Source organism: Salmonella bongori NCTC 12419 (assembly GCF_000252995.1).
In the GTDB taxonomy this organism is placed as follows: Bacteria; Pseudomonadota; Gammaproteobacteria; order Enterobacterales; family Enterobacteriaceae; genus Salmonella; species Salmonella bongori.
The window spans coordinates 2,613,558-2,626,100 of sequence record NC_015761.1 but is presented as its reverse complement, the minus strand read 5'-3'; the positions used below and the strand labels follow the sequence as shown (position 1 = coordinate 2,626,100).

The following is a 12,543-nucleotide window of genomic DNA, read 5'->3' as shown; positions in this document are numbered from 1 at the left end:
GTTGTTTTATTCACACAAGAGGATGTTATGGTAACTATTCGTTTAGCTCGTCACGGCGCTAAAAAGCGTCCGTTCTACCAGGTTGTTGTCACCGACAGCCGTAATGCACGTAACGGTCGCTTCATTGAGCGCGTTGGTTTCTTCAACCCGATCGCCAGCGAAAAAGAAGAAGGCACTCGCCTGGATCTGGATCGCATCGCTCACTGGGTTGGCCAGGGCGCAACCATTTCTGATCGCGTTGCGGCGCTGATCAAAGAAGCAAAAAAAGCAGCTTAATCTGTCACGGTGGTCATGATGAGCAAGCAACTCACCGCACAAGTACCTGCTGAACCGGTTGTACTGGGGAAAATGGGTTCTTCATACGGTATCCGTGGTTGGCTCAGAGTGTTTTCCTCCACTGAAGACGCCGAAAGCATTTTTGACTATCAGCCCTGGTTTATCCAGAGGGCGGGTCAGTGGCAGCAAGTACAGCTGGAAAGCTGGAAGCACCACAATCAGGATCTGATCATCAAGCTCAAGGGCGTTGACGATCGAGATGCCGCGAATCTGCTGACCAATTGCGAAATTGTCGTGGATTCTTCGCAGTTGCCTGCGCTGGAAGAAGGTGACTATTACTGGAAAGACCTGATGGGCTGCCAGGTAGTGACCACAGAAGGCTACGATCTTGGTAAGGTCATCGATATGATGGAAACCGGATCGAATGACGTTCTCGTCATTAAGGCGAACCTGAAAGATGCGTTTGGTATCAAGGAACGTCTTGTGCCGTTCCTCGATGGGCAGGTTATCAAGAAAGTCGATCTCGCTACTCGTACTATCGAAGTAGATTGGGATCCTGGTTTTTAAACCACCGGATAAGCGGTAAATGACGGCGTGATGGGGATTGGCTTGTGTTTATAGGTATCGTTAGCCTTTTTCCAGAAATGTTTCGTGCAATTACCGATTACGGGGTAACTGGCCGGGCAGTAAAAAAAGGCCTGCTGAACATCCAAAGCTGGAGTCCTCGTGACTTCACGCATGACAGGCACCGTACCGTGGACGATCGTCCTTACGGCGGCGGACCGGGGATGTTAATGATGGTACAACCCTTACGGGATGCCATTCATGCAGCAAAAAGCGCGGCGGGTGAAGGCGCAAAGGTGATTTATCTGTCACCTCAGGGACGCAAGCTTGATCAAGCTGGCGTTAGCGAGCTGGCCACCAATCAGAAGCTGATTCTGGTGTGTGGTCGCTATGAAGGCGTAGACGAGCGCGTAATTCAGACCGAGATTGACGAAGAGTGGTCAATTGGCGATTACGTTCTTAGCGGTGGCGAACTCCCGGCAATGACGCTGATTGACTCCGTTGCCCGGTTTATTCCGGGGGTTCTGGGGCATGAGGCATCAGCGATCGAAGACTCGTTTGCCGATGGGTTGCTGGATTGTCCGCACTATACGCGCCCTGAAGTGTTGGAAGGGATGGAGGTACCGTCGGTATTGCTGTCGGGAAACCATGCCGAGATACGTCGCTGGCGTTTGAAACAGTCGCTGGGCCGAACCTGGCTTAGAAGACCTGAACTTCTGGAAAACCTGGCTCTGACTGAAGAGCAAGCAAGGTTGCTGGCGGAGTTCAAAACGGAACACGCGCGACAGCAACATAAACATGATGGGTTGGTCTGAGACCCCCGAATATCAGTTTACCCAGGATAAGAGATTAAATTATGAGCAACATTATTAAGCAACTTGAACAAGAGCAGATGAAGCAGGACGTACCTTCCTTCCGTCCGGGCGATACCGTGGAAGTGAAAGTATGGGTTGTTGAAGGTACCAAGAAACGTCTGCAGGCATTCGAGGGCGTGGTTATCGCTATTCGTAACCGCGGTCTGCACTCTGCATTCACTGTTCGTAAAATTTCCAACGGCGAAGGCGTTGAGCGTGTGTTCCAGACTCACTCTCCGGTAGTTGACAGCATTGCTGTTAAACGTCGTGGTGCTGTTCGTAAAGCTAAACTGTACTACCTGCGTGAGCGTACTGGTAAAGCAGCTCGTATTAAAGAGCGTCTTAACTAAGAACGCGCTTTCGCAACATCCGAAAGCTTGTAAAAGACAAGGGGCTGGCATTGCGCCAGCCCTTTTTTTGTCTATGGAAAACCCCCAGCTAGGCTGGGGGTTCCGGAAAGCTTTCAGCTTTAAGCCAGTTATTAAAACCCCTTTTGATTTGTTAAAACATCTTGCGGCCTGGCAACTGCAAAAGTTCAACAAGAAATCAAAAGGGGGTCCCAATGGGGGACGAAAAGAGCTTAGCGCACACCCGATGGAACTGTAAATATCACATAGTTTTCGCGCCCAAATACCGAAGACAAGCGTTCTATGGAGAGAAGCGTAGGGCAGTAGGCAGCATATTAAGAAAATTGTGTGAATGGAAAAACGTACGAATTCTGGAAGCAGAATGTTGCGCAGATCATATCCACATGCTTCTGGAGATCCCGCCGAAGATGAGTGTGTCGGGCTTCATGGGCTATCTGAAGGGTAAAAGCAGCCTGATGCTGTATGAGCAGTTTGGGGATTTGAAATTCAAATACAGGAACAGGGAGTTCTGGTGCCGCGGATACTACGTTGATACGGTGGGTAAGAACACAGCGAAGATACAGGAATACATAAAGCACCAGCTTGAAGAGGATAAAATGGGAGAGCAGTTATCGATCCCTTATCCGGGTAGCCCGTTTACGGGCCGTAAGTAACGAAGTTTGATGCAAATGTCAGATCGTATGCGCCTGTTAGGGCGCGGCTGGTAAGAGAGCCTTACAGGCGCATCAGAAAAACCTCCGGCTATGCCGGAGGATATTTATTGCTCATTAAAGAAAATAGTGGCTTACTTACATGAGAGGAAGTCCCCATTGGAGGGGACTGGTTTGCTGGAAATGGAGGGGGTTGTTTCATATATATATTGGGCCAAATACAAATCTAATACGGGTAGCCCTACACACGTCACCAGAGCAGGAAGCGGGTAAGCTGTGCTTTCATCAAGAATTTGCCACAGGTTTTTTATCTGGTAGACCTCAGCCATGCTTTTCAGTGAATGTCCTGTCTGTTGAAAAAAGATAGCCAGGCTTTGAGAGCCTCGATGTGAAACGGAGGCGATGTCGTCACATATGACAGTACCTTTTTCCAGAATATAACGCACCCATTCGCCAGGAATTTCATTGCCACCAAGATGTAATATAACCGAGGCGCTATTGATTTGTGAGGCGTCGAAGAGGGGAGCTTCCGCATTAGAGGCTGTAATAACGAGCATACAATCACTTAAATGATCCAGGTTTTCTACTGCAATAATGGGAAAAGTTATCCGATCCACAAAATGTGCAGCTAAAGTTTCAGCCCCTTTTTGCGTACGGCTACGTACGTATATTGTATTTATTCGGTCTGCATGATGGGCAAGGAGATCCTCAATAATAGCGTTGGCGACACAGCCTGCGCCGAAAAGAAAAACAGAAAATGTTTCACAATGCTGCATTAAACGGTCGATGACAATAGAGGCGTAAGCGCCAGTACGCTGTGCAGACAACGTTGTACCATCCATAATCGATACAGGACGCATACTAAGTTTATCGTAAAGCAATATTGTCGATGTTGAACGCGGTAATCCAAGGTGATGGTTATAACTGTGTGAGCCGACAATTTTTACCGCACCATAAGAGGCATTGATGCTTAGTAAGGCGGACAGCTTCCAGTTAGCCCGTTCACCGGGTGGGTAGTATGACGCGTTTTTCTTACCTAACAGTAATTGCAATTCGTCCTGATCAGGTTCCAGTACTGCTTTTACACCATAGGACTCCTGGCATCGTAATGCGCGTAATGCAGCCCGTACCAGCTTTCCGACGACAAGAGGGGGAAGTATTTTTACATCGCCACATACCAATGCTAAAATCTTTTCCTGTTGTTGGCCTGTAAACTTTTTCATAATTTCCTCAAATTAGCGCCACAGTTGGCATTTTGAGGTTAATTCATATAATGTTGATGGATATTAAACATACAGTAATTATATTTATAAATAGAGAAGTTATACCAATATTTAATGATACGTTAAAATGGTTTAATCATGAAAAGTGGCTATGGTAAAATTCGCAGTGATATTTGATAGTTGAAAATAAAATAAATAACTTTCTTAATAATATAACAGAAGCAGTAATTAGACGTTTTTTTGACTACGGTAACGTGCCATTAGTCAGGGAAGCGGAAAATTGTACTGCTAACTATCGCTACGCGACGGTTTTTCGCCTGTCCCGTCACCGGGAAATGTCTGGTGACAGAACGTTTTTATCCTGTTCCTGAGTGGTCAGGTGACGTAATGAATAGACGCACTCAGCGTCTGGTAATCTGACAGAGGAGAAATAATGTGAAACAAAATACGCTAAAAATATTGTTTATTTTAACAAACGTTTTGTACGCCGATGTTTAGCCTGATACATATTCCGATCGGCCAGTTCCTGAAGCTTCTCAGTAGAGGTATGCTCCCATGCCAGGGCGAAGCCAATACTGAGCGTCATCTTTACCTGCTTACCGTTATGTAGTTCAAAAGGACGATTGAATTCTTGTGACAACGCCGCGCAAATACGTTGTACTTCATACTTTGAATGTACATCGTAAAGTACCATGGCAAATTCATCGCCGCCGAGTCGGTAAGTCTGATAACGATTACCACCGAATTCTACTAATCTTTTGGCAATATCCATAAGTACGCGATCGCCTGCCGGGTGCCCCCAGGTATCGTTAATATATTTAAAGTTATCCCCATCCAGAAACAGCAATGCCGAACTGCTACGGGCAGAACTATCCTTCATCAGCGCGTTAATACAGTTGCGAAACGCTGCTCGATTGGCGAGCCCCGTCAGCGGATCGTGCAGGGCGGTACGAAGCAGCTGCGCATTTTTGGCCTGGAGATGTAGCTGCCATTCTTCCATCTCATCCAGAAGGCTATTGAAATCCTGGGCAAACAGGTGAAACTCTTCGATAGGTTCATCAGGCACCCGACGTGAAAAATTCCGATTAATGCGAGCGTCGTGTACGACTTCAGTTATATTTTGCAGCGCATCCACAACGCCGTTGTGCAAATAGCGCGTGAGAAGCAAGGCAATAGCGGATGCCAGAAGAATACACCCTGTCAGTACGGCCAGAGATAGCCAGATAAAATGGCCAATAAGGCTATCACGGGCGACAAGCTGTACCTCGCCAATAGCCCTGCCGTTGTGCCAGATCGGTTGTGACACTGGTAAGGGGAAAAGCCACTGGCTAATTAAACCAATGAATTTATCATCCGCAGCTTGCGCGTTATAACGCCATGAGGCAATGATGTGGCCATTTTTGTTGCGGACTTCTGCTGCCGCAAACTGTCCTTGTCGCCCCAAAGTAGCCAGCGTGTCTGCTACAGCCGCGTTATCGGAAAATACCAGAGCGGCTTCAAGGCTATGGGTCATCGTAGCGGCGGTTAAATCGAGATTTTTTTGCGCATACTGTTTGAGTGTAAGAACAGACGCTATACAAATGACTAGCCAGATCAATGTCATAGTAAGCAATACGCTGATTATACTAATTCGCCGTAATGTGCGCTTAAATGTTGGCCTGGATAGAGAACGTTCCTTATTCATGCTTTTGATTCCGTGCAAGCATTAATACTTCTGGACTGACCCTAACGCCGCTACGCGAAAGCGAGTCCAGATTAACGGAAAATCTGACTTCATTATTGTTAATGGTCAGACAAAAAGCGCTACCGATAATACATTTAATATTTTGCTCAGCAATTAATAACAAGGCTTTAACTGGATAATGGCTCATTCATTCCACCTGATAAGATGGCGATTCATTTCCAAAGTAAAAACCATCACAACGGGCACTCAATGCCTCTTGCGTTGTACGGATGACGACAGGTTGATAAGGAAAAACCCAGTCAACGTCCTCGCTAAGTACCCTGGTAAAACGCGAAGAAGAAAATAGGCATAACCGCGGTGGACCTGAAAGTTCTGGCCAGTGTGTATAGCTAACGATGCCGGAGACGATGGCGCGTACGGATTTTTCCTCTGCTGTGATGCGTTGAGCATATAAAGGCAAGCCTGCTAATAATAGCAATAACAGAAGGAGAACCCGGTGAGAAAAACGCATTAACAAGTCCCCACCATCTTCAGTCGTAAGGCATTAAATACATCTATGATATGTTTGTAGCAAAATAACATTATTTTGCCCTGTCGTCATTACACCTTATTGATAATATGAATAACTAAAATGAAATTCTACTCTTAATTTTTTGTGATAACGGTATTAATTGTCATATATCAGGAAGAAAATTGTACAGGTGTGGGAAAAATAATCAAAAATGGCAGCCATTCCTACCTTATTGCTCTTCTTGATAAGGGAATCAAATGATTTTTTGCTGTTGTAAACTTTTTGATACGATTTTGGTATCATAAATCGCATTTTAATGTGCGTGTAAAGTTTGTATTACGAAATGTGGATTGAAATCTTTACTTTTTGTGGTATGGTTTAAACATCCTCGCAGAGGATCAACTATCGCAAACGAGAAAAGACAGGATCGCCATCATGCAAAAAGACGCGCTGAATAACGTACGTATCACCGATGAACAGGTATTAATGACGCCGGAGCAGCTTAAAGCGGCCTTTCCGCTGAGCCTGGCGCAGGAAGCGCAGATAGCGCAGTCCCGAGGAATCATTTCTGACATTATTGCCGGGCGTGATCCGCGTCTTTTGGTGGTATGTGGTCCTTGTTCTATTCACGATCCTGAAACCGCTCTGGAATATGCTCGTCGATTTAAAGCCCTTGCCGCAGAGGTCAGCGATAGCCTCTATCTGGTCATGCGCGTCTATTTTGAAAAACCCCGGACTACGGTTGGCTGGAAGGGGCTGATTAACGATCCCCACATGGATGGCTCATTTGATGTTGAAACCGGGTTGAAGATAGCGCGTCAGTTACTGGTGGAACTGGTGAGTATGGGGCTACCGCTGGCGACCGAAGCGCTGGATCCGAATAGTCCACAATATCTGGGCGATCTGTTTAGTTGGTCAGCGATTGGCGCGCGTACAACTGAATCGCAAACCCACCGCGAAATGGCGTCCGGCCTTTCTATGCCGGTCGGCTTTAAAAACGGAACGGACGGCAGTCTGGCGACAGCGATTAACGCTATGCGCGCCGCTGCTCAGCCCCACCGTTTTGTTGGCATTAACCAGGCCGGGCAAGTGGCATTATTACAAACCCAGGGGAATCCGCATGGCCACGTAATTCTGCGTGGCGGCAAGGCGCCAAATTATAGCCCGGCAGATGTCGCTCAGTGTGAAAAAGAGATGGAACAGGCAGGACTACGTCCTTCTCTGATGGTAGATTGCAGTCATGGTAACTCCAATAAAGATTATCGCCGCCAGCCTGCCGTTGCCGAATCTGTGGTTGCGCAGATTAAAGATGGTAATCGTTCAATCATCGGCTTAATGATTGAAAGTAACATTCACGAGGGTAATCAGTCTTCTGAGCAACCGCGCAGTGAAATGAAATATGGCGTCTCCGTTACTGACGCTTGTATTAGCTGGGAAATGACGGATGCCCTACTACGTGAGATTCATAACGATTTAAGCGGCCAGCTGGCGGTGCGTGTGGCATGAGAGGTTGTTATGGTTGCAGAATTGACCGCATTACGCGATCAAATAGATGATGTCGATAAAGCGCTGCTGAATTTACTGGCTAAGCGCATGGAACTGGTTGCTGAAGTCGGCGAGGTGAAAAGTCGCTTTGGTCTGCCTATTTACGTACCGGAGCGTGAGGCCTCTATGCTGGCTTCGCGTCGGGCAGAGGCGGAAGCGATCGGCGTTCCGCCCGATCTCATTGAAGATGTCTTGCGCCGGGTAATGCGTGAATCATACTCCAGCGAAAATGAGAGGGGATTCAAAACGCTTTGTCCTTCTCTGCGTCCCGTCGTCATTGTGGGCGGCGGTGGGCAGATGGGGAGACTGTTTGAAAAAATGCTCACCCTGTCGGGCTATCAGGTGCGTATTCTGGAACAACAGGACTGGCCGCACGCCGGAGATATCGTCTCCGATGCTGGAATGGTGATCGTCAGCGTGCCAATACATGTCACCGAACAGGTTATTGCCCAACTACCGCGCCTGCCGTCTGATTGTATTTTGGTCGATCTGGCCTCGGTGAAAAGCGGCCCGTTGCAGGCAATGCTGGCGGCTCACGATGGCCCTGTGCTGGGCTTGCATCCGATGTTTGGCCCGGATAGCGGCAGCCTGGCGAAACAGGTCGTAGTCTGGTGCGATGGTCGTCAACCGGAGGCTTATCAGTGGTTCCTGGAGCAGATCCAGGTTTGGGGGGCACGGTTACACCGGATTAGCGCCGTTGAGCATGATCAGAACATGGCGTTTATACAGGCGCTGCGCCATTTTGCCACCTTCGCTTATGGGCTGCATCTGGCGGAGGAGAACGTTCAGCTTGAACAGCTTCTGGCGCTCTCATCGCCCATTTATCGACTGGAACTGGCGATGGTCGGGCGGCTGTTTGCCCAGGATCCACAACTATATGCTGACATTATAATGTCCTCAGAGCGTAATCTGGCGCTTATTAAGCGTTACTATAAACGTTTTGGCGATGCGATCGACTTACTGGAGCAGGGCGATAAGCAGGCTTTTATCGACAGTTTTCGCAAAGTTGAACACTGGTTTGGCGATTATGCTAAACGCTTCCACAATGAAAGCCGCGTGTTGTTACGCCAGGCTAACGACAGCCGACAGTAATAAAATGCTGTATATACTAAAAGCCAGCACTGCTGGCTTTTTTTGTTTAAGGAACCATTATGACTACGCCGCACGTTTTATTGGATTATGTCGGACATTTACCAGAATGCCCTACCTGGAACGAGGATGAAGGCGCGCTGTATTGGGCCGACATCCTGGAACAAGAGATTCATCGTTATCATCTGGCGAGCGGGGCGCATAGCGTGCTGGCATTTCCGGAAGAGGTAGGTTGTTTTGCCTTACGTGAGCAGGGCGGGTTTATTGTGGCAATGCGTAATGCCATCTGGCTGGCTGATAAAAACGGATTATTGCAGCGTAAGGTTTGCGACAATCCCTCTAACCCGAAACTGGCGCGTTTTAACGATGGCGGCACCGATAGCGATGGGCGTTTTTATGCCGGGACGTTCTGGGCGCCGGGTGATTATAATGGCGCGTTGCTGATGCGAATTGAACATGACCTGACGGTAAAAGTGATTCAGTGCGATATTCAGGGACACAACGGCCTGGCATTCAGTCCGGATAAAAGGTGGATGTATACGTCTGATACGCCAAATGGCGTGATTTACCGCTCGTTACTTGATAAGCATGGTGAGCCTGGTAAGCGGGAACTTTTTCGGCATTTTGGCGCAGAAGAAGGGCTTCCTGACGGCGCAGCGATGGATAGCGAAGGGTGCTACTGGAGCGCGATGTTTGACGGCTGGCGCGTGGCGCGTTTCTCACCGCAAGGGGAACAACTGCAGGAGTACCGATTGCCGGTACGTTGTCCGACAATGGTTTGCTTTGGCGGCGCAGACATGAAAACGCTGTTCATTACAACCGCCAGAGAAAATATGTCTGCCCAGGAAGTGGCGGATTATCCGCTCTCAGGCGCTATCTTCACCCTGCAGGTCAACGTTGCAGGAATGAAGAAAAGCTGTTTTATTGAGCGTCAGGCAGGTTCTACCGGCACGACGTTTTCGCTGGGGTAACAACCAAGCACTTTCATGGAGCGCGTGATCTCGCCCAATTCTTTTAGCGCGCTTTGCATGACCTGCGACTCCAGGTTCGCCTGAATATCGAGATAAAACATCTCTTCCCACGGATTGCCGTGAATTGGGCGCGACTCCAGTTTCGTCATGATGAGATTGTGGTTACGCAGCACCAGCAGCGCTTCGACCAGCGCGCCAGCCTGCTGGCCTGTCGCGATTAACAGTGTGGTTTTAGCGGGAACCTGAGCGGAGACGTTAATGGCTTTGCGCGCCAGCACCAGGAAGCGGGTGATGTTCTGTGTTTGGTTCGCGGCTATACGTTCCAGTACCTGTAAACCATGTAACATACCTCCCGCCTCGCTGCCAAGCGCTGCGACGCGCGGAGAGTTTTCCTGCGCGACTTTTTCCATCGCAGCCGACGTACTTTCGGTATAGTTGATTTTCCAGTGCGGATAGCGGCTCAAAAATTTACTGCACTGCTGAAAAGGCTGCGGATGGCTGTATACCGTTTCGATGGTATTCAGATCCGTGGTGCCGGACACCAGTACGCAGTGATCGATAGTCACAGTCATTTCGCCGACAATCGACAGGCTGGTATGTTGTAGCAAATCGTACACATCGTTGATGGCACCAGAACTGGTGTTCTCGATAGGGACTACGGCGTAATCTGCCTGCCCGGTTTCGACCTGTTGAAAAATGTCGGCAAATTTTGCGCAGCCACGTTCAATAAATTGTTCAAAATGGCGTGCGGCGTACTGGCGTGCTGCGAGATGAGAATAAGACCCTTTCGGTCCGAGAAACGCAACGCGCGCCGAATGAGGGTAAGTATTATTCAGATGCTGCTGCAGCAGCGCTTGCTGGGTTAGCACGGAGTCTTCAATAACGAGCTGGAACAGGCGGGTAATGTAGTGAGCGTCGAGATGGTGGGCTTTACCAAGATAAATAAGTCTGTCCAGTAGTGCACGTTCACGATCGATATCCCGAACCGGCCGATGTGAGAGGAGTTTCGCTTTTCCTACTTCGATCGCCAGCGCACGTCGTTTCGCCAGTAAGGCCAGTAACTCTTCGTCTAACGCGCTTATCTTATCTCGCAGCGCCAGTAACGGATTTTCAGATGTCATAGTGTTGCCTTTTTTGTTATCAATAAAAAAGGCCTCCCGATGGGGGAGGCCTTCTTGTTCGTCTTCGCATTCTTTATCATACGACGAAACGCCTCCCTGTCAGGGGAAGGTAAAAAAGAATGCGAAGAAAAACCGGGATAGCTGCATAACTGTTTCCTTTGTGTACGTCAGTACAGTACCCGTACTGTTTTAACCCTGTCAACACAAAACGTGCCAGAATGCGAGATTTAAATAGGTACAAAATAAATTATTTTTAATTCAATCAATTGGTTATCTCTATGATATCCAATTTGACCTTGTCAACTTTCCTGATTTTGCGTGTAACGATGCCGCCCGCCATGGTAACCATGAAATGTCCTCCTGCAGTGGCATAATTCTGCTGGACAATAGGGTGATCAAAGCCATTTTGAAAAAGGCATCTCATTTTTATTGTTTTGCCATAGCAATAAGTTGTTAACGGATAGAGCACTTACCGTATTGTTTCACCAAAGCACCAGCCATTACACGTGCCAATTGCTACGATCTCGTTTCTTGATATGGAAGTATCAAAATCACTAAAAGCATTACTTCGGATATAAACTGATATGTCTTCGCCTGTGGCATAGAAATATCGTAGTGTATTAAATATTTCATCAAAAGGAGATGTGCCTGCATTATTTTTTGCATAGTAACTATTGTCAGCTACAGCGCATCCGGTAACGTTTTGTTTTCCCGGTTGGGCAGTGAAAAAGGCACAAATTCTTGGCGAATGTAAGTACGGGGCATAAAAAACATTAGTGATTCTCATATGTTCATATTTTACGGTGTCTTTAAGATACCAGCTATTTACTGCTGCATTTGAATCATATGAACCAATCAAACTAAGGAAAGCACAAATAGAAAAAATCTTCTTTTTCATGAAATTCCTCCGATTATCTCAGATGTGATATGTAATAAAACGTCTTTTATCTGGGTATTATCTTCTTTTTCTGATCTCTGTTTTCATTTGATATCTATGGATATAACATGAAACATATCAACCAAAGCTCACCAACCCGGCATTTAATCTGAGGTAGGGTGCTGGTGGTTAACCATATGGCAACTCAGGTTAGCGTATCGCGTTAATCTCTTTATTTTAAGGGGAACCGCCCAATAGAGTAAGTGAATGTCAGGTCGGTCTGCTCCTTTTGGATAAAAAAGTACGGGCCGGATTCTTCCACTGGCAAAGAGCAGTCAGATGCTCAGACGGAGATATGGCGACTCCAGAAGGAACTGAAGCGGGTTACGGACGAACAGAGCATATTAAAAAAGCCGCGGCGTACTCCCCGAAAGCAGGAGCAAGGTTCACCCGGATCAGGACTGTCAGTACACAAGCGATGAGTGGGTATCATTCCTTAAATCACGTGGCCTGTAAGATAGCATGAGTCGCCGTGGTGACTGTCACGATAATGCGGTTGTAGAAAGCTTTTCCGGCTACTGAAATGCGAGCGGATAAAGAAAAAATCTACGTAAGGCGGGAAGAAAATCGCAGTAATACTTTTATTCCATCGAAATTTTTTATAACTGTAAGCGTTGGCATGGTTCGGCTACCAAATGCCAACAGCTGAATATGTGACCCCCTATTATCAACGGCTCAGAAGCGTCTGTATTCTCCGTGGCGATTCAATGAAGGAGAGGCCGCATGCAACTATTTTTGGTATATATATTT

13 protein-coding genes, 3 pseudogenes and 1 other annotated feature are annotated in these 12,543 nt (G+C 47.5%); of the genes and pseudogenes, 10 read left to right on the top strand and 6 right to left on the bottom strand.

The genetic code is table 11. The annotated features are described in order from the left end of the window. The first annotated feature begins 27 nt into the window (after window positions 1-27). The 5 genes from rpsP (at window position 28) to tnpA (ending at window position 2,715) form a co-directional block, all read left to right on the top strand. Entirely contained in the window at window positions 28-276 is a 249-nt protein-coding gene (rpsP, locus tag SBG_RS12320) for a 30S ribosomal protein S16 (protein ID WP_000256452.1), read from the top strand. An 18-nt stretch (window positions 277-294) separates the two neighbouring features. Further along, window positions 295-843, top strand: coding sequence for a ribosome maturation factor RimM (rimM, locus tag SBG_RS12315; protein WP_000043339.1), 549 nt, complete (start codon window positions 295-297; stop codon window positions 841-843). 44 nt (window positions 844-887) lie between these two features. Beyond that, window positions 888-1,655 carry a tRNA (guanosine(37)-N1)-methyltransferase TrmD gene (trmD, locus tag SBG_RS12310; protein ID WP_000469808.1) on the top strand — a complete coding sequence of 256 codons (768 nt, stop codon included), beginning with the start codon at window positions 888-890 and terminating at the stop codon, window positions 1,653-1,655. 41 nt (window positions 1,656-1,696) lie between these two features. Then, on the top strand, window positions 1,697-2,044 hold the full coding sequence (gene rplS / locus SBG_RS12305) for a 50S ribosomal protein L19 (protein ID WP_000065256.1): 348 nt from the start codon (window positions 1,697-1,699) through the stop codon (window positions 2,042-2,044). A gap of 212 nt (window positions 2,045-2,256) precedes the next feature. Next, window positions 2,257-2,715, top strand: a complete 459-nt coding sequence (gene tnpA, locus SBG_RS12300) for an IS200/IS605-like element IS200F family transposase (RefSeq protein WP_000502115.1) — start codon at window positions 2,257-2,259, stop codon at window positions 2,713-2,715. Window positions 2,716-2,846: 131 nt separating this feature from the next. On the opposite strand, the gene SBG_RS12295 is transcribed toward tnpA, so the two are convergent. From SBG_RS12295 to SBG_RS12285, 3 genes and pseudogenes are all read right to left on the bottom strand, one after another. Further along, a complete protein-coding gene (locus tag SBG_RS12295) occupies window positions 2,847-3,935 on the bottom strand; it encodes a hypothetical protein (RefSeq protein ID WP_000714749.1) in 1,089 nt (362 codons plus the stop codon). 463 nt (window positions 3,936-4,398) lie between these two features. Then, window positions 4,399-5,619, bottom strand: coding sequence for a diguanylate cyclase DgcN (gene dgcN / locus SBG_RS12290; RefSeq protein WP_001031456.1), 1,221 nt, complete (start codon window positions 5,617-5,619; stop codon window positions 4,399-4,401). Beyond that, a pseudogene (locus tag SBG_RS12285) lies at window positions 5,612-6,130 on the bottom strand (YfiR family protein). Before SBG_RS12285 ends, dgcN begins: the two are co-directional and overlap by 8 nt. A gap of 435 nt (window positions 6,131-6,565) precedes the next feature. Between SBG_RS12285 and aroF the strand changes: the two are divergent. The 3 genes from aroF to SBG_RS12270 are packed head-to-tail and all read left to right on the top strand — an operon-like array spanning window position 6,566 to window position 9,735. Next, entirely contained in the window at window positions 6,566-7,636 is a 1,071-nt protein-coding gene (gene aroF, locus SBG_RS12280) for a 3-deoxy-7-phosphoheptulonate synthase AroF (protein ID WP_001168064.1), read from the top strand. Between the two features lie 9 nt (window positions 7,637-7,645). Further along, complete coding sequence (gene tyrA, locus SBG_RS12275; protein ID WP_000225195.1) at window positions 7,646-8,767, top strand: bifunctional chorismate mutase/prephenate dehydrogenase; 1,122 nt, start codon at window positions 7,646-7,648, stop codon at window positions 8,765-8,767. A 59-nt stretch (window positions 8,768-8,826) separates the two neighbouring features. Continuing rightward, complete coding sequence (locus SBG_RS12270; protein ID WP_000211000.1) at window positions 8,827-9,735, top strand: SMP-30/gluconolactonase/LRE family protein; 909 nt, start codon at window positions 8,827-8,829, stop codon at window positions 9,733-9,735. Here the strand turns inward: SBG_RS12270 and pheA are convergent. The 3 genes from pheA to SBG_RS21910 form a co-directional block, all read right to left on the bottom strand. After that, on the bottom strand, window positions 9,696-10,856 hold the full coding sequence (pheA, locus tag SBG_RS12265) for a bifunctional chorismate mutase/prephenate dehydratase (RefSeq protein ID WP_000200073.1): 1,161 nt from the start codon (window positions 10,854-10,856) through the stop codon (window positions 9,696-9,698). The genes SBG_RS12270 and pheA overlap by 40 nt on opposite strands. 22 nt (window positions 10,857-10,878) lie before the next feature. Further along, window positions 10,879-11,004, bottom strand: a sequence feature (Phe leader region). Next, window positions 10,956-11,003, bottom strand: a complete 48-nt coding sequence (gene pheL, locus SBG_RS22965; RefSeq protein WP_179124424.1) for a pheA operon leader peptide PheL — start codon at window positions 11,001-11,003, stop codon at window positions 10,956-10,958. Its footprint overlaps the feature before it by 48 nt. A 321-nt stretch (window positions 11,005-11,325) precedes the next feature. Continuing rightward, a complete protein-coding gene (locus SBG_RS21910; protein ID WP_015702973.1) occupies window positions 11,326-11,754 on the bottom strand; it encodes a subtilase family AB5 toxin binding subunit in 429 nt (142 codons plus the stop codon). Window positions 11,755-12,023: 269 nt separating this feature from the next. On the opposite strand from SBG_RS21910, the pseudogene SBG_RS23485 reads away from it, so the two are divergent. Together SBG_RS23485 and SBG_RS23480 are read left to right on the top strand one after the other, a co-directional pair. Next, a pseudogene (locus tag SBG_RS23485) lies at window positions 12,024-12,167 on the top strand (IS3 family transposase); the annotation flags it as partial. Between the two features lie 10 nt (window positions 12,168-12,177). Continuing rightward, window positions 12,178-12,450, top strand: a pseudogene (locus SBG_RS23480) (IS3 family transposase); the annotation flags it as partial. Window positions 12,451-12,543: the final 93 nt, after the last annotated feature.

Excerpts from the sequence above, each read along its gene's own strand:
- aroF (WP_001168064.1), top strand. The coding sequence starts at position 6,566 with ATGCAAAAAGACGCGCTGAATAACGTACGTATCACCGATGAACAGGTA.
- rpsP (WP_000256452.1), top strand. The coding sequence starts at position 28 with ATGGTAACTATTCGTTTAGCTCGTCACGGCGCTAAAAAGCGTCCGTTC.
- SBG_RS12270 (WP_000211000.1), top strand. The coding sequence starts at position 8,827 with ATGACTACGCCGCACGTTTTATTGGATTATGTCGGACATTTACCAGAA.
- tnpA (WP_000502115.1), top strand. The coding sequence starts at position 2,257 with ATGGGGGACGAAAAGAGCTTAGCGCACACCCGATGGAACTGTAAATAT.
- SBG_RS21910 (WP_015702973.1), bottom strand. The coding sequence starts at position 11,754 with ATGAAAAAGAAGATTTTTTCTATTTGTGCTTTCCTTAGTTTGATTGGT.
- tyrA (WP_000225195.1), top strand. The coding sequence starts at position 7,646 with ATGGTTGCAGAATTGACCGCATTACGCGATCAAATAGATGATGTCGAT.
- pheA (WP_000200073.1), bottom strand. The coding sequence starts at position 10,856 with ATGACATCTGAAAATCCGTTACTGGCGCTGCGAGATAAGATAAGCGCG.
- rplS (WP_000065256.1), top strand. The coding sequence starts at position 1,697 with ATGAGCAACATTATTAAGCAACTTGAACAAGAGCAGATGAAGCAGGAC.
- SBG_RS12295 (WP_000714749.1), bottom strand. The coding sequence starts at position 3,935 with ATGAAAAAGTTTACAGGCCAACAACAGGAAAAGATTTTAGCATTGGTA.
- rimM (WP_000043339.1), top strand. The coding sequence starts at position 295 with ATGAGCAAGCAACTCACCGCACAAGTACCTGCTGAACCGGTTGTACTG.
- dgcN (WP_001031456.1), bottom strand. The coding sequence starts at position 5,619 with ATGAATAAGGAACGTTCTCTATCCAGGCCAACATTTAAGCGCACATTA.